General features: G+C 54.4%; 20 protein-coding genes and 1 pseudogene. 11 read left to right on the top strand and 10 right to left on the bottom strand.

Annotation, left to right across the window (positions count from 1 at the left end; all coding sequences use genetic code 11):
- Positions 1–2 precede the first annotated feature (2 nt).
- Positions 3–437 (bottom strand): DMT family transporter, encoded by a 435-nt coding sequence (locus tag AC3EMD_RS12550; RefSeq protein ID WP_004151877.1) that lies wholly within the window; start codon positions 435–437, stop codon positions 3–5.
- Positions 438–536: 99 nt separating this feature from the next.
- Here AC3EMD_RS12550 and AC3EMD_RS12545 point away from each other — a divergent pair, with 99 nt between their 5' ends.
- The 3 genes from AC3EMD_RS12545 to AC3EMD_RS12535 all read left to right on the top strand — a co-directional run bounded on the left by AC3EMD_RS12545 (position 537) and on the right by AC3EMD_RS12535 (position 3,182).
- On the top strand, positions 537–1,472 hold the full coding sequence (locus AC3EMD_RS12545) for a LysR family transcriptional regulator (RefSeq protein WP_008804812.1): 936 nt from the start codon (positions 537–539) through the stop codon (positions 1,470–1,472).
- Between the two features lie 252 nt (positions 1,473–1,724).
- Positions 1,725–2,081, top strand: a complete 357-nt coding sequence (locus AC3EMD_RS12540) for an ASCH domain-containing protein (RefSeq protein ID WP_162494447.1) — start codon at positions 1,725–1,727, stop codon at positions 2,079–2,081.
- Positions 2,082–2,282: 201 nt separating this feature from the next.
- Positions 2,283–3,182 carry a hypothetical protein gene (locus AC3EMD_RS12535; RefSeq protein ID WP_302074137.1) on the top strand — a complete coding sequence of 300 codons (900 nt, stop codon included), beginning with the start codon at positions 2,283–2,285 and terminating at the stop codon, positions 3,180–3,182.
- Between the two features lie 446 nt (positions 3,183–3,628).
- Here the strand turns inward: AC3EMD_RS12535 and AC3EMD_RS12530 are convergent, their stop codons facing one another.
- Entirely contained in the window at positions 3,629–4,429 is an 801-nt protein-coding gene (locus tag AC3EMD_RS12530; RefSeq protein WP_171831340.1) for an AraC family transcriptional regulator, read from the bottom strand.
- A gap of 92 nt (positions 4,430–4,521) precedes the next feature.
- Between AC3EMD_RS12530 and AC3EMD_RS12525 the strand changes: the two genes are divergently transcribed.
- The gene (locus AC3EMD_RS12525) at positions 4,522–5,247 is read left to right on the top strand and encodes a type 1 glutamine amidotransferase (protein WP_302074136.1); all 726 of its coding nucleotides are present in this window, start codon (positions 4,522–4,524) and stop codon (positions 5,245–5,247) included.
- A gap of 232 nt (positions 5,248–5,479) precedes the next feature.
- Here the strand turns inward: AC3EMD_RS12525 and AC3EMD_RS12520 are convergent, their stop codons facing one another.
- Complete coding sequence (locus AC3EMD_RS12520; protein WP_302074135.1) at positions 5,480–6,493, bottom strand: zinc-dependent alcohol dehydrogenase family protein; 1,014 nt, start codon at positions 6,491–6,493, stop codon at positions 5,480–5,482.
- A gap of 112 nt (positions 6,494–6,605) precedes the next feature.
- Between AC3EMD_RS12520 and AC3EMD_RS12515 the strand changes: the two genes are divergently transcribed.
- Entirely contained in the window at positions 6,606–7,535 is a 930-nt protein-coding gene (locus tag AC3EMD_RS12515; RefSeq protein ID WP_039103567.1) for an AraC family transcriptional regulator, read from the top strand.
- A gap of 238 nt (positions 7,536–7,773) precedes the next feature.
- On the top strand, positions 7,774–8,469 hold the full coding sequence (locus AC3EMD_RS12510) for an alpha/beta fold hydrolase (protein WP_039103571.1): 696 nt from the start codon (positions 7,774–7,776) through the stop codon (positions 8,467–8,469).
- A 162-nt stretch (positions 8,470–8,631) separates the two neighbouring features.
- Here AC3EMD_RS12510 and AC3EMD_RS12505 read toward each other — a convergent pair whose 3' ends face one another.
- Both AC3EMD_RS12505 and AC3EMD_RS12500 read right to left on the bottom strand, forming a co-directional pair.
- Entirely contained in the window at positions 8,632–8,856 is a 225-nt protein-coding gene (locus AC3EMD_RS12505) for a hypothetical protein (protein ID WP_043875243.1), read from the bottom strand.
- Between the two features lie 203 nt (positions 8,857–9,059).
- Positions 9,060–9,827 (bottom strand): AraC family transcriptional regulator, encoded by a 768-nt coding sequence (locus AC3EMD_RS12500; protein ID WP_039103573.1) that lies wholly within the window; start codon positions 9,825–9,827, stop codon positions 9,060–9,062.
- Positions 9,828–9,936: 109 nt separating this feature from the next.
- On the opposite strand from AC3EMD_RS12500, the gene AC3EMD_RS12495 reads away from it, so the two are divergent.
- Positions 9,937–10,728: a sulfite exporter TauE/SafE family protein gene (locus tag AC3EMD_RS12495; RefSeq protein WP_012541656.1), complete on the top strand. Its 792-nt coding sequence runs from the start codon at positions 9,937–9,939 to the stop codon at positions 10,726–10,728.
- Between the two features lie 87 nt (positions 10,729–10,815).
- Here the strand turns inward: AC3EMD_RS12495 and puuE are convergent, their stop codons facing one another.
- The 3 genes and pseudogenes from puuE to AC3EMD_RS12480 form a co-directional block, all read right to left on the bottom strand.
- A complete protein-coding gene (gene puuE, locus AC3EMD_RS12490) occupies positions 10,816–11,748 on the bottom strand; it encodes an allantoinase PuuE (RefSeq protein ID WP_032730424.1) in 933 nt (310 codons plus the stop codon).
- Positions 11,636–12,504 (bottom strand): annotated as a pseudogene (locus AC3EMD_RS12485) (aspartate/glutamate racemase family protein); the annotation flags it as partial. The gene puuE and the pseudogene AC3EMD_RS12485, both read right to left, overlap by 113 nt.
- The gene (locus AC3EMD_RS12480; protein WP_008804802.1) at positions 12,504–13,220 is read right to left on the bottom strand and encodes a GntR family transcriptional regulator; all 717 of its coding nucleotides are present in this window, start codon (positions 13,218–13,220) and stop codon (positions 12,504–12,506) included. The gene AC3EMD_RS12480 and the pseudogene AC3EMD_RS12485, both read right to left, overlap by 1 nt.
- Positions 13,221–13,364: 144 nt before the next feature.
- Between AC3EMD_RS12480 and AC3EMD_RS12475 the strand changes: the two genes are divergently transcribed.
- Positions 13,365–14,861 (top strand): NCS1 family nucleobase:cation symporter-1, encoded by a 1,497-nt coding sequence (locus AC3EMD_RS12475; protein WP_042948098.1) that lies wholly within the window; start codon positions 13,365–13,367, stop codon positions 14,859–14,861.
- Positions 14,862–14,962: 101 nt separating this feature from the next.
- Positions 14,963–16,273, top strand: a complete 1,311-nt coding sequence (guaD, locus tag AC3EMD_RS12470) for a guanine deaminase (RefSeq protein ID WP_302074134.1) — start codon at positions 14,963–14,965, stop codon at positions 16,271–16,273.
- A gap of 121 nt (positions 16,274–16,394) precedes the next feature.
- Here the strand turns inward: guaD and AC3EMD_RS12465 are convergent, their stop codons facing one another.
- Together AC3EMD_RS12465 and AC3EMD_RS12460 are read right to left on the bottom strand one after the other, a co-directional pair.
- A complete protein-coding gene (locus tag AC3EMD_RS12465) occupies positions 16,395–17,336 on the bottom strand; it encodes a hypothetical protein (protein ID WP_008804799.1) in 942 nt (313 codons plus the stop codon).
- A 124-nt stretch (positions 17,337–17,460) separates the two neighbouring features.
- Positions 17,461–18,717, bottom strand: a complete 1,257-nt coding sequence (locus AC3EMD_RS12460; protein ID WP_012541652.1) for a sensor domain-containing diguanylate cyclase — start codon at positions 18,715–18,717, stop codon at positions 17,461–17,463.
- Between the two features lie 397 nt (positions 18,718–19,114).
- On the opposite strand from AC3EMD_RS12460, the gene AC3EMD_RS12455 reads away from it, so the two are divergent.
- Together AC3EMD_RS12455 and AC3EMD_RS12450 are read left to right on the top strand one after the other, a co-directional pair.
- The gene (locus AC3EMD_RS12455; protein ID WP_047666598.1) at positions 19,115–20,155 is read left to right on the top strand and encodes a LacI family DNA-binding transcriptional regulator; all 1,041 of its coding nucleotides are present in this window, start codon (positions 19,115–19,117) and stop codon (positions 20,153–20,155) included.
- Between the two features lie 191 nt (positions 20,156–20,346).
- The gene (locus tag AC3EMD_RS12450) at positions 20,347–21,270 is read left to right on the top strand and encodes a TIM barrel protein (protein ID WP_206552042.1); all 924 of its coding nucleotides are present in this window, start codon (positions 20,347–20,349) and stop codon (positions 21,268–21,270) included.
- Positions 21,271–21,272: the final 2 nt, after the last annotated feature.

Here is a 21,272-nt window from a genome sequence, read left to right as displayed (position 1 = left end):
CTTTACCCCTGTGCAACCATAACCAGCGCTGCAATGATGAAAATCAGCGCAATGATACGCTTACTGTCAATTTTCCGGCGCGACGTACCGAGCAGACCGAAGTGATCAATAATCAGGCTCTTGAACACCTGGCCTGCCAGGATGCCGATCATAGTCATGGCGATGCCAATTGCCGGCGTTACCACGGTCAGGATGATGACGTAAATCGGCCCAAGCACGCCGCCAAGTAGCTGCCACGCTGGTTGCGCAAAGAATGACGGGCTGTTACGCGGGCTGAAAAAAAGCATCAGCAGGAAGGTCAGCGCCGCGCCCACGCCAAATATGCTGAAGGTAGCCCAGAGGTCACCGACCTCCCCACCCAGTGGCCCGAGCAATCCTGCCTCTATGGACAGTCCCATGCCTCCGGCAATGACGATAAAAATCAATATTAGTTGCATAGCAATCTGTCTCCCAAAGTCCAGGCGGAGAAGATTACGACTTAACATGGATGAGAAAAATGCCATAATGAGATAAACACCTGTGCAGGATATGCATTAATGAATGGCCTTGGGAACATCAGTATTCGCGCCCTGCTGATTTTTATAGACGTTTATGAAACGCAGAATTTCTCTGTGGTGGCCCGGCGGGAAGGGATATCGGCCTCTCAGGTATCACGCGTCATCCATCAGATGGAGGATGTGCTCGGGCAGCAGCTTTTTTACCGCAATACCCGGGCTATAATTCCGACGGAAAGCGGCCATCTTTTTATCCGCTATGCGCGTGCGATGACTGGCAGCATGGAAGAGGCGCGGCGGGAACTCAATGAGAGAACGCTTGAGCCTTCCGGAATGGTCCGCATAAACGCACCGGTGTTCTTTGGACAGCGCCATGTCGCACCCGCGTTACCCGGCCTGACGGAGCGATACCCGAAGCTTAGTATTGAGCTTACGCTGACGGATGATTACATCGATCCGCACCGGGAGCCGGCTGACGTGATTTTCCGGATTGGCGTGCTGACGGATTCCGCCTTTCATGCGCGCGTGTTTGGCCAGCAGTTCTATCATCTTGCCGCGTCACCGGATTATATCCGCCGGCACGGCATGCTGGGATCACCCGAAGAGCTCGCGCGACATCAATGCCTGGTCTATCGCGGTTCGTCAGGACCAAACCAATGGCTGCTGCGCAGGCACGGAGAGGAATGGGTGCACTATCCCGTCTCGCCCCTGATGTCATCGAATAATGCTGAAACCCTGCTGATTGCCGCACTCGGGGGGATGGGGATTGTGCTGTTTCCTGACTGGCTGATTGGAGACCGGCTGAAGAGCGGCGAGCTGGTCGGACTGCTGCCGGAGCTGGATACATCCATAAAAACGGAGCCACAGCACATCGCGGCAATCTATCCGAATGCCCGCCACCCTCCGCTGAACGTGCGGGCGATTATCGATTACTACCTGGACGCGTTCGGTTCACCGCTTTACTGGCAGTCTGAATAAGACAGGCGACTTTATGGCTCGTCTCGAAGTTAACTTCCGTTTCTGGCGCAGAGCACACGCGTTAAATGCGCTTAAGGTCTGTTTTGAGCGAAGAACGGACCACACTATCTAAAGAAAGATATCGCTGATAATGTTGGGACCGCTCATGTTAAAAAAGGTATGCCATTTCTTTTCATTGACGATAACGAAGGGATTTTCATGGTTGAGGTTGAGGAAATAAAAAAGAAGTATCCCGGCGCAGACGCCTGGCAAATGGGTGACAGTCCGGAGCTGGCTAACGAGCTTGCGGAACTGATCAAAAAAGGGATAAAAACGGCCTCTTGCGGATCTTTTGCCTCTTACCAGCATGAAAAATCTGCTCCGAGGATAGGGAGTTATCACATTATTCTTGATGGCCAGAATGTTCCAGTTTGCGTGATCAGACTGATTTCGATGCAGCTGGTTCGTTTTTGTGATGTGACTGAAGCGTTCGCCCGCAAAGAAGGTGAAGGCGATTTAAGCCTTGAATACTGGAAGAAAGAGCATCAGAGATTTTTCAGCTCTGAAGGTCATTTTTCTGAGGATATGGAGTTGATCGCAGAAGAATTTGAAGTGGTTGAGGTGCTGTAAGGCAAGGGCAACGGGTTGACGTTTTATCACTGGCCACTGATAACACTGTTCGCTTCTGGCGCGGAGCGGACAAGCTGTCGAGCTAAAGGTCCGCATTGAGCAAGGAGCGGACGTGCCAGCTATAATTGGTAATAAAATGAGAGTAGAACTATTCTGATTTGTTTAAAAAAACATTTTTATATCCAAGGGAAAAATATTTTTATGCTATCTTACATGCTATCTCAATATGCCAGGCTACCTGTGCCTGAAGTTACTCTACGTTCATGGTTAAAACAATGGTTGTCAGAGCAGGAATCGAGGTGTACGGACAGAAGTTTCTCGGCGCGATTTCCCTGGAGAGAAACTGGATTATGTCAGGAATATTTTTTACAACGAAAACTCAAAATTGATGGAAAGCAATTTCTTACTGGCCCCCGTTATCAGGGCGGAAATATTAACAAACCTTTTATTGATATTGTAGGTATGGATTCTGACCTAAATCATACTGCATTAGAACTCATTAGTAAGGAATGGTCACAACTCAGAGCTCAGTATGTCCGCATTCTTGTGCCAGGCCAGTCCTTCCCGCAGGGTATTCCCGACCAGTATATATATGCCACCTTTTTTTCTGAACCCCCTGAATTCAATGATAAATCTCTTACTTTGCAAGTGGCGACATACGAAGATTTTGACTGGTGTTGTCAGGCTCTGGGCGATGCCTATAAGCATACATGGCAGACAGTTCGCGAACTGTCTGCAAGCAATTTGGTAGCAGTTGATGACGAAGAGTTGTGTGACCATATTTCTGAGAGAGAAGTATATATTATCTATGAAAACGATGTTCGCGCCGGGTTGCTAATATGCCAGAAAGGAAACCTCGCTTTTCTGAGAGGATATCGTATTACTGACAAAGTAATACTTCCTGCTTTTCGTGGTCGATCATTGTCGGCCCGAGCGCAACGCCTGCTGTACCGATTATTAACTCATTCCGATTCGGAACTATCTTTGTATATGGGCACAATTATTCCGGAGAATATCCCCTCGATGAAAACTGCAGAAAGAGCGGGACGAACTTGCATCCTAAGTTATCAATTTCTACCCATCTGCAAAACCCACGACTAACAGCAATGCTAATTTATCTTCAGCCTACACAGCGGATGTCCAGGGCCCGGGAGTACTCCCCTGGACGCATTAATGGGCAGGATGTGATTGTTGCGCAGGCTATCATATGGCCTGAGGTACATCAGAATCAGGCTTCGTAGCAATGAGTCGGCTCACAGCGTCCGGAATCCACCCGGTGCCGTAAATCACCGCAAGGTCTGTCATAAGGTAATTTCATCACGCATCGCGACACCTTTTTTCTTCACGCAGGCCTTCTCTTTCACGGTTTGTCAGAACGGTGGACCGCAGTAATCTCCACTCCGTGCTTTAATCAATGAGAGTGTGTCGGGTGCAAATTAAACTACCTTTCTTAACAGCAAAGGCGGGATACCCCTACCCTCGCAGGGTTTCTGCGTCTGGTAATATGCCCATGACAGTCTCAAAGACCGCTTTGAGGGTTTCCCGGTTTAAGGCACAAAATCGCGTGGCGTTGACCCCAGAATGCAGCGAAAAGCAGCGGTAAATGCCGCCGGGCATGAGAAACCAAGCTGGTAAGCGACCTGTTTGATTGGAACGCCGTTCGCGAGAAGATCCAACGAAGCGCAAATTCTGGCTCTCTGCTTCCATGTTCTAAAACTAAAGCCTGTATCCTTCATAAACAAGCGGGAAAAGGTCCGTTCCGACATGGCCGACATAAAAGCCAGCTCGCTCAGCGATGCCTCCCAGCGCTGATTGACCAGTAGCGATCTGGCCGCGCTAAATAATCGCTCATCATTCGGCATGGGAAGCGCCATCGTTAAAGGTGGAGCCTCGCTGAGAATTTCCAGAAGCAACAAAGCTATCTTCCGTTGACTCGGTCTGGCGTAGTCCTCACTGAACAGCCCAGCGATAAGTTCTTTGACTAACGGCGTAGCCGTGATCACATGTACCTGCTGACTCTTCGTAAAGCTCGTACATTCTGCAATAAGGCTACTGCTGAAATAGATCGCCCTGAGATCGGTTTGTGAAAGCAGATGGTAACTATGGATATGCAAAGGCGGTAGCCATAATGCCCGCTGAGGAGGGATCACCCAACGGTCGCTCTCTGTTTGCACCAGCATAACCCCTCTGGTGGCGAAGAGTAGCTGCCCCTCAACATGATGATGGGGAGGATCTGCCTCGCCGCGTTGATAGCTTATCGCAGTACTGGACCAGCCTGTGGCCTCATCATGTCTTGGCGCTTTATCTATACTACCTGGCATTTCAGATTTAGCCCCTGCCATTATCATATCGAAACTGGAACCACCCGGAGTAGAGCCTTAGGCAATGGGTGCGTGACTTATCATTTTGATCATCAAAGATATTACAGGAGCTTAACCTCATGCGTGTACACTTTATCGTACATGAAAGTTTTGAAGCCCCGGGCGCCTATGAAACCTGGGCAATAAACCAGGGTCATGATGTAACTTACTCACGCGTCTATGCAGGCGATCGGCTACCTGCTGACGCCGAAGGCATCGATTTTCTTATCGTTATGGGCGGTCCGCAAGATCCGAACACCACGCTTGAAGCATGCCCGCACTTTAATGCTAAAGCGGAACAGACGCTGATTGCTTCCGCGGTTAAAACCGGTAAGGCGGTGATCGGTATCTGCCTGGGTTCACAGCTAATCGGTGAAGCGCTGGGCGCGCCCTTCTCTCATAGCCCGGAAAAAGAGATTGGTAAATTCCCGATCACATTGACCGAAGACGGCAGGAAGGATGAGATGTTCTCTCACTTTGGGAAAACACTGGCAGTGGGTCACTGGCATAACGACATGCCAGGTTTGACGCCAGAGGCCAAAATTATTGCTTACAGCGAAGGCTGTCCGCGGCAGATCGTTGCCTATTCAGACCGCGTCTTTGGTTTCCAGTGCCACATGGAGCTCACATTGGACGTTGTAGAACGGTTGATCGCTCATTCTGAGAAAGACCTGAGCCGTGCAGCAGAATATCGTTTCGTTGACACGCCTGAAGCGCTCCGGGCGCACGATTACAGTGAAATGAATCAAGTACTTTTTGGCTTTTTGAATAAGCTGGAAGCACGTTACAAAGCAGCGCAAGCATAATGTCATGCTCGGTAAGCTTGCCATCGGTTTTGATTTTAATGTCCGCTCCTGGCACAGAGCGGACAAACTAACTGATTTGAAGGTTCGCTATGAGTGAAAAACGGAAGTTCGTAAAACGCAGACAATATCGAGGTGAGGCGTTTAACTGCAGGAAATCATCATCGACGAACAAACCTGTCTGCTCTTATGGCATAAGCCCCGGCCTTTAGTGGGCACCAGGGCTCTTTCTGCTTCAATTCATCGTGATGACCACTTTGCCAGTATGTTGCTGGCTTTCAAAATATCGCCATGCTTCAACAGCATGTTCAAACTCGAATACCCTGTCTATAACCGGCTGAAGCTGACTTTTTACCAGCGCCCGATTCATAGCGATAAAATCCTCGCGGCTGCCAACACTGAAAGGTCTTACAGTTGCGCCACTTTTGAACAAAGTCATAAAATCGACTGATGCACTTCCCTGTGCAACAAAGCCCAGCAGAGCAATTTCCCCTCCCGGCGCTGCGGAGAGTAAGGACTGATTTAAGGTTCCCGGCCCGCCAATTTCCACAATACGGTCAACCCCCCTGCCTTGTGTCAGTTCCCGGACTTTTACTGACCATTCAGGATAATGTTGGTAATTGATCACATGATCGGCACCAAGCGCCGACAATAGCTGTGCTTTTACATCATTTGACGTTAACGCAATAACGCGTGCCCCCATGATTTTGGCGAGCTGCACCGCAAACAGTGAGACTCCACCGGTGCCCTGGGTAAGCACAGTCTCTCCCGGTAATACAGACCGCGACTGTTGAAGGCTGTTCCATGCTGTAACTGCTGCGCAAGGGAGAGTGGCAGCCTGTTCCCAGCTCAGGTAATCAGGTACAGAAACCAGAGACTCTTCATCAACCACCTTGTATGAGGTTAACCATCCATCGGCCTGAGTGCCATAAGTTCCTCTCCCTGCAGCGGCATCCCGTGCTCCACCAAACCAGTGAGGAAAGAAGGTTCCCACAACCCGATCCCCCTTTTTAAACAGGCTCACAGAATCGCCTGTAGCCACGACCTCACCAGCCCCGTCCGATAAAGGGATCAGCCCGGCTTTAGGGGTTAATGTGCCTGTTCCGTACAGAATGGCCAGATCACGATAATTAAGACTACAGGCGCGGACCTTTATCAGAACCTGATTACGCCCGGGGACTGGCCGCTGTTCCTCAATTAACTTCAGTCCTTGTAAACTTCCGAAACTCTCAAGTCGATAGCTATGCATATTGCTCTCTTTGGTTTTGTTGAGTACGTCGCTACCTTAAAATTTTTTTACTGGATGTAGAATGACTGAAAAGACATTATTACTGACTAACCGTCCATGAAAGAGGGAAAAAATGGATCCTCTCGATGATGTATTTGCTGCTATGCGTCTCAAAAGCGCACTTTATTCACGCCTTTTACCGCATGCCCCGTGGGGGATAAGCTTTGTAAGAAGTGCTTCAATTCGCTTTGGATTCATGGTTTCTGGACATGGAATGCTTATAGTGGAAGGCGTTGAAAACCCCATTGAACTGCGGCAAGGAGATGGGTTCCTGGTGAAGCCTGAGACCCTTTTTTCTCTGGTAGATAACCCTTCTACTCCAACACAATGGTGCGAAGATATCTTTGCTGAATGTTCAGGTAATAGTCTCAGTTTTGGAGGTGATGGCGAAGTGGCCAATATTCTCTGTGGCTATTTCTCCTTCGATACTACGGGAGCAGAACCGTTGCTTTCACTGCTGCCCTCAGTCGTGGTCATCCCCTCTGACGCTGCCCGTTCACCACTTTTGGAAGCGACGTTAAAACTACTGGCTATCGAAAGTACCGAACAGCACATGGGGTCGCGTATAGTCGTGAGCCGGCTTGCAGACGTATTTTTTGTACAGGCTATCAGAGCACATTATTTACGCGAGCAAACACATAAAAGCTGGATAGCCGCCCTTGCCGATCCCCGTCTTAGCCGTGTGGTGAAACAAATACACAGAGATATCGGGAGACCATGGAGCCTCAAACTGCTCGCTGCGGAAGCAGGGATGTCGCGCTCCGCGTTTGCAGTTCATTTTAAGGACATAACAGGAATCACTCCCGGGGATTATCTCACTCACTGGAGAATGTACCGTGCTCGTTGTTTACTGAGACATCCACAATTGACCCTGGCTAAGATTGCAGAGATGGTGGGCTACGATTCAGGAATTACTCTGGGCCGCGCATTCAAGCGTTTCACAGGAGTGACAGCGGGGGAATATCGTAAACGGTCCGGACAGGGACCTGACAGTCAGCTATGAGCGAGAAGCGGAAAAGTGCTCTGGTAGGTTGTACACGGACCTGGGCATTAGAGCTTGCTCAATTCGGGATCAGCCTGTTGATGGTGGAGGAAGCCTGGGAGAACTTTAGAAACGTTCAGAAACTCTGTGGAAATAGACAAACGCCTATCCAGGGCTGCAATTTGATATTGTCGCTGTTAGTAAGATATTTTTAACCTGTCTTATCCAATAAATACACTGATGCATTTAAGCGAGAATTATGAGTTTAAAGCCGCGTAGAATCGTTTTAATTCCTGGGTTTATGCTGAATGAAATGCTTTGGCATGAATTTGAAACATATCTCCCGTCAAACTGTATTGTTCATCATGCAGCTGTAACTGAAGGACGAACCATTCATGATGTAGTGCAGCATTTGATTACTCTTCTGCCTGAGAAGTTTTCTTTGATAGGTTTTTCGATGGGAGGATATATTGCCCGACAACTGGCAGCAGAATTCCCTGAACGTGTAGAGTCCTTAGTGCTTATTGCCAGTTCCTTACGGGAAGATACGCCGTTAGAAGCTGAAGCAAAGCGGAAAAGCGTGCAGTCATGGTCCTCCACAACCTTTAAGGGGCTGAGCAGACATGCTATTGCCCGGTCACTCCACCCTCTAAACACATCAAATCAGGATATGATTTCAGCTATCCAGAAAATGGGATGCTCTCTGGGATTTGAAGCCTTCATCACGCAATCATCCTTATCCAGGCAAGGTATACCTTCTGCAACGATACGTTGTCCAACACTGGTTATCGCCAGTGAAGATGATGCCATCCGTTCGATGAAGGAGGCAGAAGAATTGGTCGAAGCCATACCTTATGCGTCGTTAAGAATCATTCTGGATTGCGGCCATATGATTCCGCTCGAACAGCCCAGGGAGTTGGCAAGAATTATTGTTGAATGGATCCCTGCTACGTAAATTATTGGGGGTTTATCCGGCAAAAATCCGGATTTACTTCATCGGGGTAAGTTCCGCTCCTGGCACAGAGCGGACATTCCCCTTTGCCGACGTGAAAACCGCTATTGTCTGACCTCATTCTGGTCAGCCAGATGTTCTGTCCCGTCACCCTACCGGCGGCCTCTATCTCAGTAAAACCTGAATCAGCTGCACGACGATATACACTCCCGCTACCACCTGTATGATCCGAAACCCCCATCTCAGATAGCGCCATTGATGGCGTTCGCTGGCATCAGCGGCTTCAATCGCGGGATCATAACGTTTTCTTTTCCTGGTTCTGAATGTATCGAATCCCCACAGGATGAGAAGAAAGATGATGATGACTTTTTCAAAGATTAAATGGTTCACTAAGAGAGACTCCGGTCTTCTCACGGTTACAGGCAGAATAGATAAACCGCCTGGATGTAGCCACCACTAAATGTAGGGGTACCTGAAGGCGCAAGCCAGGCATTCCCGGATTGTCTGTCTTATGACTACGTTAGCGCATAGCAACGCCATAAAAGCGACATTCATTTCCGACACATGCTGCCGGAGTCCCCTTCCCCGACGCATCAGGCTGGGTGATAAAACGATGGCGGCTGCCCGGTCACGCGGCGGAACATGGTGGCGAAAGAGGAGGCATTGTCGTATCCAAGGGATAATGCCACTTCGTTCACCGGTTTCCCTGCTATCAACCATGCCAGGGCGCTCACCACACAGGCTCGCTGTCGCCAGGCGGAAAATGACAGGCCCAGTTGCTTCAGGAAATGGCGGCGAAAGGTACTAGGACTCATAAACAGCGCCCTGGCCCAGCGCGCCGCAGGATCATGGATAGAGGGGTTAAGCAAAAAAGCCTGACAAAGCGCCAGCAGCGCCGGATGCTGAGGCAACGGAATGTCAAATTCGCGGACCGGCATGGCGGCCAGTTCCAGCAACATCAACTGTATCAGCGTGCGATCGCGTGGGCTGTCGTACAACGGTGGTAAATCCACAGCCTCAAGCAGTAGCTGGCGCAACAGCGGCGAGACGCTGATCACTTCGCAACGACGGTGTTTAATGAAAGCGGCCACATAATCTGGCTCAATATATAAGCTACGCGTGGTCACCCCCACAAATCTGACGGCGTGCACGGTTTCAGGAGGGATCCAGACAGCATGTTGCGGAGGAACCACCCATTCTCCGTCCTGAGTGGTGACATACATCAGTCCGGTCGCGCCATACAGCAGCTGTGCGCGACGATGCTGGTGCGGTGGCAGTATATACCCTTGCGCATAGTCATTGCCTAACGCGACCACTTCGCGATCGAGCCGATCGACCTCGTCAATTTTTACGTTGCGCACACCTGCCCCCCTCTGACCGATTTACAAAGGTAATTGAGCGCTACGCAAATGGGAAGCCGTACGCGACCGGTATAAGCTGCTCGCTCATTTTCAGGGCGGGAATATTCTCTTGAATGATATCGTTATTATTGCGCTGGCAGGCTTTACGACCGGCATTACCACCGTGCTGTTCGGCTTCGGAGGGGGCTTTGTGGTGGTGCCCTTTGTCTATCAACTGATGCTTCGGCAGCCGGAACTCGCGGGAAACGCCATGCATGTCGCGGTGGCTACCTCAACGGCGGTGATGATATTTAACGCCGGCTGGGTCAGCTATCGAAACTGGCGGGCGGGTAAGCTTGCCGCGCAGACGCTGTTTCCGTTGTTATGGTTTATTGCCATTGGGGCGGTGGTCGGCTCCTGTCTGGCGGGGATTTTGAGCGAGAAGATCGTTCGCGCGCTGTTTATTCTCTATATGCTGGCAACCATCAGCGATTGTTTGTTGCGCAAAGGTTTTTTCAGGGGCAGCGCTCGGCGTCGGCTGTCCCTGCCAGTAGTCACTGGCGGCGGTATGGTTATCGGTATGATTGCCGCATTGCTGGGCGTGGGCGGCAGCGTCATGACGGTGCCCCTGCTACGGCGACACGGGTATGAGATGCAGGAGTGCGTTAGCGCATCCAACCCGCTTTCTTTGCCCGTGGCGCTATGCGGGGCTGTGACCTATGCCGTCATTGGCTGGCACAGCATTCCGCTGAGCGGATTTCTGGGGTTTATCAGCCTGAAAATTTTAGGCCTGCTCGTCCTGACCGGCTGGGCCGGGATAGTGTTTAGCCGCCGGGCAATCCCTGCGGTACCTGATGTATGGTATGCACGCATCTATGTGCTGCTGCTGTGCCTGGTACTCCTCGCCATGCTCATTCAATAATCAAAATACATCCTGGTGAACCGGTTCAACAGACGCGACCGGGCGGTACCCTCTCCCTGTGGAGAGGGCCAGATGAGTGGCAGCAAGCTACCCGCGATACGGATGGGTTTCGCGCCAGTGGTCGGCGATCTGCTGCCGGGTGCAGACCCACACCTTGTCGTGCTGCTGGATATAGTCAAGGAAACGCTGCAGCGCACGGAAACGGCCCGGACGCCCAAGCAGTCGGCAGTGCATCCCCACGGACATCATCTTCGGCGCGGTTTCACCCTCGGCGTACAGCACGTCAAAGCTGTCTTTCAGATAGGTATAAAACTGCTCCGCGGTGTTGAACCCCTGGGCGGTGGCGAAGCGCATGTCGTTGGCGTCGAGGGTATAAGGCACGATCAGGTGCGGCCGCTGGCTGCCGTCGCTGCAGGCCACTTCGCTCCAGAAAGGTAAATCATCGCCGTAATAATCGCTGTCGTAGTCAAAGCCGCCGTGCTCCACCACCAGCTGGCGGGTGTTGGGGCTGTCGCGGCCGGTATACCAGCCGGTGGGCGGTTTGCCGAACAGGTCGGTCAACACCTGCACCGCTTTTTGCAGATGCGCGCGCTCCTCGGCAATATCCATGTGCTGATAGTGGATCCAGCGCCAGCCGTGGCTGACCACATCGTAATCCGCGGCCTTGATCGCCGCCACAATCTCCGGGTGTCGCGCCAGCGCCATCGCCACGCCGAAAACGGTCAACGGCAGCCCGCGCTGGCTGAACTCACGATGGATGCGCCAGAACCCTGCCCGGCTGCCGTACTCATAGAGTGAATCCATCGACATATGGCGCGCCGGGTAGCTGGCGGCGCCGATAATATCGGACAGGAACTGTTCCGAACCCGCATCGCCATGCAGGACGTGATTCTCAGCGCCTTCCTCGTAGTTGAGGACGAACTGCACCGCGATCCGCGCCCCGCCCGGCCAGCGCGCGTGCGGTGGCTGCCCTGCATAGCCTCGCAGATCGCGAGGATAGTGTTCCTGGTTCTCTCCCATCTCCTGCCCCTTTTAAAATGGATTTAACGACTGAAACTGTCCGCTTAACGCTTTTTTCTCCGGGAACGCTAAGTCCCCGTGCTTGCTGGTCGCCAGGCCCAGCGCGACCAGTGACTCCACCATCTTCACCGCCGCGCTGACGCCATCGATCACTGGCACCTGCAGCTCGCGGGTCAGCTCCTGCGCCAGCGTCGCCATCCCACCGCAGCCAAGGACAATCGCCCCGCTACCATCCTCTTTCAGCGCGCGAATGCAGCGCTCACGCACTTTCTCCTGCGCCAGGCCGCTGCCGTCTTCCAGCGCCAGCACCGGCAAATCAATGGCGTGCAGCGCCGCGCAATGTTGATGAAATCCGTACTGGTGCAGCAAATGACGGGCGATGATCAGCGTGCGCGGCAGCGTGGTCACAATGGAGAAACGAGTAGCGACCATCGTCGCCATATGCATCGCGGCTTCCGCAATGCCGATCACCGGCCCCTGGGCCAGCTCCCGCGCAGCCAGCAGCCCCGGGTCGCCGAAGCAAGCGATCACATGCCCATCCACCCCCTGCTCGCGTCCGGCCTTGATCTGCTCCAGCACGCCGACCGCGGCGATAGCTTCGTCAAAGTGGCCCTCAATTGACGGCACCCCGGCGCGGGGACAGACCGCAAGGATCTCGGTACCCGGCGCAGCGACCGCACGCGCGGCGGCGCCTATCGTTTCAGTCATCGCCAGGCTGGTATTAGGGTTGATCACTTGTATACATATGGCAGACATCACGGCTCCTTGTGGCCGGCGAACAGCCGGGAAAAATCAGGCAGGCTGACGCCATCGCGCTCGAAGCACAGGCTGGCGACAATATGATCAAAATGGTGCATCAGCGCCTCGCTGAGCGGCTGCAGGGCTTTATCCCGTAGCAAACCCACCAGCTGCTGGTGATCGTCGCAACGGCAGCCCTGTCGCCAGGGAGCGCCCCAGGCGGCAATCACTAAAGAGGAGCGCTGGCTGAGGCGGGTCACCATCTCGGTGAGCACCGGGTTGCCGGAGATAGCCTGCAGCTGAATATGAAAGTCAGCGGAGTGGCGGATCGCCGCCGGGCCGTCGTGCGCCTCATGGGCCTGCTGTTCACGCTGAATAATGTTCTCCAGCGCCGCCAGATGCGGCGGCTGGCAGCGCGCGATCACATCCGGCAGATTAGCGACCTCAAGCAGCGCCCGGGTACGAAAGATCGCCTGGGACTCTTCCACGCTCGGGCTGGTGACGTGTGCACCACGTTTGGGCGTTAACGTGACCAGTTGCACAGCGGCGAGTCGTTGCAGCACCTTTCTGATGCCGGTGCGACTCACGGCGAACACCTCCGCCAGCGCCTCTTCCGGCAGTTTGCTGCCCGGCGGCAACTGATGTTCGACGATGGCCGTCATCAGCGCCTGGTAAATGCTTTCGTCCTTGTCCTGCAGCGCTGGCGCGGCCTGGAGACGATGTTCATTATTCATTAACCCACTCCGGTTTCACTTATCGATAGCAGATCGTATACATAAAATTTATTTTTTGTATACAAGATTCATCATTCTGGCCTGGATCCTGCAATAGCCTCAGCAATCCATTTCACAGGGTTTTCATTCAGAGGAGCAGGTTTCATGCCACATTCATCCCACACGCAGCAGAAGAAGACTCACGAGGCGGCCGCCAGCTACAGTCCGCGGCTATGTAATGAGGATCTGGCGCCCACCCGCGACCAGAACTGGAGCTGGTACAATATTTTTTCATTCTGGATGTCGGACGTGCACAGCATGGGCGGCTACGTAGTAGCGGCGAGCTTCTTTACGCTTGGACTGGCCAGCTGGCAGGTTCTGCTCTGCCTGCTGGTCGGCATCTGTATTGTGCAGCTGTGCGCTAACCTGGTGGCGAAGCCGAGCCAGATGGCCGGGGTGCCATACGCCGTTATCTGCCGTCAGGCGTTTGGCGTCTTCGGCGCCAATATCCCGGCGGTGATCCGCGGGCTGATCGCGTTCGCCTGGTACGGTATTCAAACCTATCTGGCGGCGAATGCCCTGATGCTGGTTCTGCTCAAGTTCTGGCCCTCCCTTGCCTCGCTGACCAGCAGCAGCTTTCTCGGGCTGTCAACGCTCGGCTGGCTGTGCTTCGCCACCATGTGGCTGCTGCAGGCGATGGTGTTCTGGCATGGCATGAACGCCATCAAACGCTTTATCGATATCGCCGGTCCGGCGGTTTATGTGGTGATGCTGGCGCTGGCCGGCTGGATTGTATACAAGACCGGTCTGGATGGGATCTCCTTTACCCTCGCCAGCAAATCCCTGAGCGCCGGCGAGCAGACCTGGCAGATGATCACCGCCACGGCGCTGGTCGTCTCCTACTTCTCCGGGCCGCTGCTTAACTTCGGTGACTTTTCCCGCTACGGCAAAAGCATGGGCGAGATCCGCCGCGGTAACCGCTGGGGTCTGCCGTTTAACTTCCTGCTGTTCTCGGTGGTCACCGTGGTGATTGTCTCCGGCACCCAGTCGCTGTTCGGCAAAATGATCACTGACCCGATCGAAACCGTCAGCCGCGTGGGTAACGATCTGGCGGTGGCCATTGGCCTGCTGACCATGATTACCGCCACCATCGGCATTAATATCGTGGCTAACTTCGTCTCTCCGGCCTTCGATTTTTCCAACTGCGCGCCACAGAAAATCAGCTTCCGTACCGGCGGGATGATTGCCGCGGTGGGATCGATACTTCTGACGCCGTGGAATCTGTTTAACTCGCCGGAGCTGATCCACTATACCCTCGACGTACTGGGCGCCTTTATTGGCCCGCTGTTTGGCATTCTGATCGCCGACTTCTACCTGATCAAACGCGGCCGGGTGTCGGTGGACGATCTGTTTGACGATACGCCGAAGGGCAAATACTGGTACCGCAACGGCTTTAACCCGAAAGCGATTGCCGCCCTGCTGCCGTCGGTGGGCCTGGGGCTGATCATCAGCTTTATTCCGGCCCTGCATGAAGTGGCGAACTTTAGCTGGTTTATCGGGGTCTTCCTCGGCGCCACCCTCTACCGCTGGCTGGCCCGCGACGAGCGTGAAGTACAGGCGACCGCAGCCTTTCATTCCGGCGCGGTAGCGCAAAAAGAGTAACCCTCCCCCACCTGCCGCGGCGTCTGGCCGCGGCAGGCTGAAAACTGGCACCAATCTTGCTGTTTATCACTATTCCCAGGCGTTAAGAGAAGGCAGGTTCGATGATGGATTACCAGACCGCGGTACGCGGTGCATTTTTTGATATCGCCGACGTGGCAGAGACCCCGGATGAGGTGGCTGCTCAGGCCCGTTATCTCGATGATGGCCTGTTGTTCTTGCAGGACGGGAAAATTATCGCGCTGCTGCCATGGCATGAGGGTGAAGCCTTTCTGCATCCACTGAAGGGTTATGTCGATCAGCGAGGCAAGCTGCTGCTGCCCGGGTTTGTCGATACCCACATTCACTATCCGCAGACTGAAATGATCGGCGCCTTTGGTGAACAGCTGCTGGAGTGGCTCACCACCTACACCTTCCCGGTGGAGAGCCAGTTTGCCGATGCGGATTACGCGCAGGAGATAGCGCAGTTTTTTGTTAACCAGCTGATTAGCCATGGCACCACCACCGCGCTGGTGTTTTGTACCCTGCACCCGGCTTCGGCCGAGGCGCTGTTCAGCGAGGCGCTGCGTCTGAATATGCGGCTGATCGCCGGCAAAGTGATGATGGATCGCCATGTGCCGGATTATCTGTGCGAAACCGCCGGGGAGAGCTACGAGCAGACCCGGGAGTTAATCCTCCGCTGGCATCAGCGCGGGAGGCTGGGCTATGCCATCACCCCGCGCTTTGCCCCTACCTCGACACCAGCGTTGCTGGAGGCCGTGCAGCGCCTGCGGACTGAGTTTCCCGACACCTGGCTGCAGACACATCTCAGTGAAAACCGCGAGGAGATCGCCTGGGTTAAACAGCTGTGGCCTGAGCATGCGCGCTATCTGGATGTCTATCATCACTATCAGCTCACCGGCGAACGCAGCGTATTTGCTCACGGGATCCATCTCGATGATGCCGAGTGGCAGTGCCTGCATGACACCGGGTCCGCCGTTGCCTTCTGTCCGACCTCGAATCTGTTTCTCGGCAGCGGACTGTTCCGCCTGCCCGCCTGCTGGCAGCACCAGGTGCGGATGGGCATCGGCAGCGACGTCGGGGCTGGCACCACCTTCAGCATGCTTCGGACGCTGGGCGAGGCCTATAAGGTAGGACAACTGCAGAGCTATCGCCTGCGCGCCAGCGAGGCCTTCTATCACGCCACCCTCGGCGGGGCGCGCGCCCTGCGGCTGGAGGATAAAATTGGCAATTTTCAGCCGGGCAAAGAGGCAGATTTTGTGGTGATTGACCCGGCGGTCACCCCGCTGCAGCGTCTGCGCACAGGCCGCTGCCATGACATTTATGAGCAGTTGTTCGTGCTGATGACCCTGGGAGATGAACGCAATATCAGCGAGACGTGGGTGAATGGCGAGCGGGTGTGGTGTCAGGATTGACCCTCACCCTGGCCCTCTCCCAAAGGGAGAGGGAACCGTCCGGTCATCGTTGCGACGCTGGCACGCCTCCAGGTCCTCTCCCGGGGGGCCTGTGAATTGCCTGGCACCAGAATTTGGGTAATCAAAAACTCATTGCCAGGCCTACGCCATAGCCCGTGGTGTTATTGCCGAACATATAGCGCGCCACCAGTCGGGTGCGGGTGATAAAGACCGGGTATTTACTGCTGTCCAGCTCGAGGCCAACCCCCAGGGAGGTCAAACCGGTAAAGCCCAGCGCCCCTCGCTGCTCGCCGAGAAATTCAGTATGCGCCCCCTCCAGCACATAACGCAGTGGGTTGCCCAGCAGCGTCCAGTCGGCTATCGGCGCGCGGCGGCGCAGATACAGGCCGAGATTTTCCGCGCTGGCCTCGCCCTGCACCACCTCGGCGCTACTGCCGAAACTTTGCAGATGCATATAGGAGTAACGCAGTTCGGCATCAATATCCTGGGTGGCAGAGAAGCGTTCGTAATCCAGCATCAGTGCCCCGCCCAGCCCCCAGGCGTTGAACCGACCGCCGTCGAGAAATTGCAGATCGGCGTTGGTTTTTCGCTCAATTGCCCAGCTGCCAATACGCGCATCGCTGGCCAGGGTACCGAGCATCACATTGACGATCGGCCGCAGCACCAGGTTGCCTCCGAGGCTGTCCCGGTGCAGCGAAAAATCCCAACCGACGCCGCCGGTGGTGGTCAGACTGTTCCATTTGGTCGGCACATTCCGCGTCTGTTCGCCATTGCTGACCACAAAGCGCGGGTCGTAGCGGCTGTAACCCATCGTACCTTCAAGGTACAGAGGAAACGACTCGCTGAGAGTTGCCCCGCCGCCAAACTGGGTGATGGCCAGATTATGTTTGTCGTTGCTGCCGGAACCAATGTTGAGATCGCTGGCGGTCACGTCAGGGACGACGGTATAGCTCATCAGAGTCAATACGGCATCGGCACGCTGTTTGATGGCGTGGCCGTTCGCCGCCAGCGTCGCTGGCGCGTAAAGCGAAAGTACCGACAGGAGAACGAAAAGACGCACCATATGTCGTTTGCCACCTCAGCGACAGGCTAACAATATTGCCACCTAAATCAGCAGGCTGGCGTTCACTCAGTATAGTCGGTGAGTCAGCCTGCGCGTCCGGCGGGGAGAAAAAGCATCGGGCTGGTCAGGCCGCGCCTCCGCGGCTATGCAGCAGTTCCACATTTTCAAACGGCAGGCGCGAGACCCGGTTGCGCCCACCATTTTTGGCCACATACAGCGCTTTATCGACGCGGGAAAAAAGCTGATCAATCGCTTCCCCGTCATGGTGTTCGGCCACGCCGATGCTCACCGTCACCGACAGCGTCTGATACTCGCTGACCGCCTGGCGGATCCCTTCCGCCAGTATCAGGGCGCGCGCTATCGGCGAATGAGGTAAAAAGAGCAGAAACTCTTCTCCCCCCCAGCGATAAATTTTATCTTCGCGATCCACCGACGTTTCCAGAATGCGGGAGATCACCAGCAGGACTTCATCCCCTTTTTGATGACCGTGAATATCATTAATGCTCTTGAAATGATCGATATCGATTAACAGCAGACAAAAGCCTTGCGCGATAAATGACGGCGCCTCGACGAGGCGATAAAATTCACGGCGATTAAGCAATCCGGTGAGCGGATCGTGGGCGGCAGAGAATTCCAGCTCTTTTTTCAGATGCACTTCCTCGGTGATATCGTGAATAATGCACAACATCAGTCGAATATTATAAAGCACTACGGGCCCGGCATAAGTTTGGACATGGCGCAGCGTACCGTCGGCTAAAATATGCGTAAAATTAAGCGGTTTATGCCCGCCTGGCATATTGGCAATATTATTCATGATGGGGATCACGTCCCGACCAAGGGTATTAATTTGCCAGGTATGTTTATTGCGCATTTCCTCATCGGAATAATGATAAAAACGCAGCGCCGCAATATTGGCATCGACAATTCGACCATCCTTACTGGGATCGATCAATAGCATCGGCGCGGTATTGGTCATAAAAAAACGGGCAAAAAAACCATTGTTGCGTCGCTGGTAGCGGCGGGAGCCGGTATGAATGGATTGATTTTGCGCCAGCAGCTTCACGGCTTCAAACAGCAATAAGGTACCGCTGTCGTCGGTGTCGACCAGGGTGGTTTTACAATATACCGACTGCAGGCCCTTGCCCGTCTGTAACGTCCAGACTTCAAATATCTCGGTCATCGTATCGAGATAGCGAAGATAATGTTGTAACTGCGTTTCAGGACAGGTCGAATAGATACCGTTACGCATCTCCTTCAGCGACATATCGCCGCTCAATGTCCGGGAAGCCGGATTGGCATAGACCACACTTTCAGTAAAAGGATGGACTACCCATATCGGGGTGCTTAATACATCAAAAACAGCCAGTTCTTTTAATAACATACAGGCCCCAAACCGACCAATTCCCGGCGCAGAAGCGACACATAACGATATGCGTCCCTGACGCTGGTATAAAGTGATAACAAAAAAACCGAATAGCCTTAATGTCGCGCGTGCGCGGCAAGTATAGTCGGTTCTGCACGCAGCGACGCCCACCCGAGGCGACTTTGCGCGTGGTTTAACCGTCCGGATGCGATAATGTCTTTTTTATTAATTCTATTTCAACAGCATAGCAGCAATACCAGAACTGGTAGTCGCTTTTGATCACAGAGTGTGTCTATCGGTCTTCTCGCCCGTTGGCTGCGTATTGGCTTTGTCCAGGATGCCCGCATTGCGGCTTTTATGCCCAGACTAATCGTGATAGTTTCTATCATAACTCTCATCACAAACGGCCATCATAGTGAAAAAATCCGCTACTAAAATCACGCTTGCCGATATCGCACGTGAAGCCAACGTCGGTATTGCCACCGTCGACCGGGTGCTCAACAAGCGTGCGGCGGTGAAGGAGTCCACGGCATTGAGCGTACTGGAGGCGGCACGACGACTGGGGTTTACCCTCGAGCAACCCCACTATCGTCTGGCGGCGGGTAAAGCGCCGGTCACGGTCAGAATGGGGTTTATTCTGCTGCAGGAGACCCACTCCTTCTACCTGCCGCTGGCCCAGGCGCTGACGCGAGAGGCCGCCCCATGGCTACCGGCAGGCCGGGCGCCGGTGATACTGCATTTTGCTATCGATGCGGTGGAAGCGATGGCTCAGGCCATTCACCGGCTAAGTGACGAAGTGGACGTGTTAGGCCTGGTGGCGCTGGACCACCCGCTGATTCGCCACGCGGTGGCCCGGGCTGCCGCCCGTGGCGTTCGCGTGTTCACCCTGCTTTCGGATCTGTCGGTCCCTCAGCGCAGCGGATATATCGGCCTCGATAATCAAAAAGCCGGGCGCACTGCGGCCTGGTTTATTGAGCGCTTATGTCGGGGTAATGGCGAAATTGGCATTATCATTGGCGACAATCGTTTTACCTGTCAGGAAAGCTGTGAGATCAGCTTCCGCTCCTGCCTGCGTGAACAAGGCATGGGGCAGCAGATCCTGGAGCCGGTTCGCAGCCATGAACGGGCGGATATCGCCAGGAGCGTGACGGAGCAGATGCTGAGTCAGTACCCGGCCCTGCAGGCGATCTATGCCCCCTGCGGCGGCGTCGAAGGCATTGTCGAGGCGCTGCGCGACAGCGGCCGTCAGCAGGCGATCACCCTGGTCTGTCACGGCCCGCTAAACGACAGTGAACTGGCCCTGATCGATGGCACCATCGACATCATGCTTAACCACCGGCTGGATGCGTTTGCCGCCGCCACGCTACGCACCATAACGGACGCGGTTTCGCGCTCGCCGAGCGAGGTGATTTCTCTCCCTCAGCCTTTCGATATCATCACCAAAGAAAATATGTAAATTCCCGGCCCCGCCGCCGCCGGGGCCAGTTAACGGGCAGACCGCGCCCGCCCTCAATTTGATAAAAAACTATCAAAAACTCCATCAATACAAAGCATGATGGCCATCAAAAAATCATCATTCCATCATTGTTGAGAATGAAATATTTATTCAATACTCAGCGGCATCCCCTGTGTAAAAAGGAAGCCAACATGACACTCTCAATCGCCAATGCCCCCTGCAGCTGGGGCGTGGATGACCCGAAAAACCCTGACCTTCCCGCCTGGGCTACCGTGCTGAAGGAGGCGGTGCAGGCCGGCTATCGCAGCATTGAGCTGGGGCCCTGGGGCTACCTGCCCACCGACCCGGCCAGCCTGCGCGCGGCGCTGGAGCAGCATCAGTTGTCGCTGGTGGCCGGTACGATCTTTGACGATCTGGTCAGCGAGGCCCATTTCCCCACCCTGGTGGCGCTGACCCATCAGATCTGCCGCAATCTGTCGCAGGTTCCGGCCGCCGAACCCACGCCAGGGCATCCTGTTCAGCCGCCTTACCTGGTAATTATTGATTTCGGCAACCCTGAACGGGCGCGCTTTGCCGGGCGCGGCGCGCTCGCTCCACGTCTTGATGACAAAGACTGGCAGCGCATGATGGCGCACATTACCGCCCTCAGCACCCTCGCCTGGCAGGAGTACGGTGTGCGGGCGGTTATCCATCCCCACGCCGGGGGCTGCATCGAATTTGCGGATGAAATCGAGCGGCTGGCGAACGATATTCCACACGACGTCGCGGGATTGTGTCTGGATACCGGGCATCTCTACTACGCCGGTATGGATCCGCTCGACTGGCTGGATCGCTATTACGCACGACTCGACTACCTGCACTTCAAGGATGTGGATCCGCAGGTTTACCAGCGCGCCATCGCCGAGGGCATCGACTTTTTCACCGCCTGCGCCGAAGGGGTAATGTGCCCGCTCGGCAGCGGCGCCATTGACTATCCGGCCATCAAAGACTTTCTTGCCCGTCGGGGGTATCAGGGCTGGATAACCATTGAACAAGAGCGTGATCCGCGCCATGCCGCAGGCAGCCTGCAGGCGGTCACGGAAAGTCTGCGCTATCTGCGCGACGTGGGATTCTGACA

It is taken from the genome of Klebsiella sp. PK18, from assembly GCF_057784655.1.
The sequence above is the reverse complement of the archived record's forward strand: the minus strand, read 5'-3'. Positions and strand labels throughout refer to the sequence as shown.

What these genes read in the sequence shown, in the direction of transcription:
- AC3EMD_RS12535 (WP_302074137.1), top strand. Translation starts at nt 2,283, where the DNA reads ATGCTATCTTACATGCTATCTCAATATGCCAGGCTACCTGTGCCTGAA.
- AC3EMD_RS12515 (WP_039103567.1), top strand. Translation starts at nt 6,606, where the DNA reads ATGGATCCTCTCGATGATGTATTTGCTGCTATGCGTCTCAAAAGCGCA.
- AC3EMD_RS12480 (WP_008804802.1), bottom strand. Translation starts at nt 13,220, where the DNA reads ATGAATAATGAACATCGTCTCCAGGCCGCGCCAGCGCTGCAGGACAAG.
- guaD (WP_302074134.1), top strand. Translation starts at nt 14,963, where the DNA reads ATGATGGATTACCAGACCGCGGTACGCGGTGCATTTTTTGATATCGCC.
- AC3EMD_RS12460 (WP_012541652.1), bottom strand. Translation starts at nt 18,717, where the DNA reads ATGTTATTAAAAGAACTGGCTGTTTTTGATGTATTAAGCACCCCGATA.
- AC3EMD_RS12550 (WP_004151877.1), bottom strand. Translation starts at nt 437, where the DNA reads ATGCAACTAATATTGATTTTTATCGTCATTGCCGGAGGCATGGGACTG.
- puuE (WP_032730424.1), bottom strand. Translation starts at nt 11,748, where the DNA reads ATGGGAGAGAACCAGGAACACTATCCTCGCGATCTGCGAGGCTATGCA.
- AC3EMD_RS12465 (WP_008804799.1), bottom strand. Translation starts at nt 17,336, where the DNA reads ATGGTGCGTCTTTTCGTTCTCCTGTCGGTACTTTCGCTTTACGCGCCA.
- AC3EMD_RS12540 (WP_162494447.1), top strand. Translation starts at nt 1,725, where the DNA reads ATGGGTGACAGTCCGGAGCTGGCTAACGAGCTTGCGGAACTGATCAAA.
- AC3EMD_RS12525 (WP_302074136.1), top strand. Translation starts at nt 4,522, where the DNA reads ATGCGTGTACACTTTATCGTACATGAAAGTTTTGAAGCCCCGGGCGCC.
- AC3EMD_RS12530 (WP_171831340.1), bottom strand. Translation starts at nt 4,429, where the DNA reads ATGATAATGGCAGGGGCTAAATCTGAAATGCCAGGTAGTATAGATAAA.
- AC3EMD_RS12510 (WP_039103571.1), top strand. Translation starts at nt 7,774, where the DNA reads ATGAGTTTAAAGCCGCGTAGAATCGTTTTAATTCCTGGGTTTATGCTG.
- AC3EMD_RS12450 (WP_206552042.1), top strand. Translation starts at nt 20,347, where the DNA reads ATGACACTCTCAATCGCCAATGCCCCCTGCAGCTGGGGCGTGGATGAC.
- AC3EMD_RS12475 (WP_042948098.1), top strand. Translation starts at nt 13,365, where the DNA reads ATGCCACATTCATCCCACACGCAGCAGAAGAAGACTCACGAGGCGGCC.
- AC3EMD_RS12545 (WP_008804812.1), top strand. Translation starts at nt 537, where the DNA reads ATGAATGGCCTTGGGAACATCAGTATTCGCGCCCTGCTGATTTTTATA.
- AC3EMD_RS12520 (WP_302074135.1), bottom strand. Translation starts at nt 6,493, where the DNA reads ATGCATAGCTATCGACTTGAGAGTTTCGGAAGTTTACAAGGACTGAAG.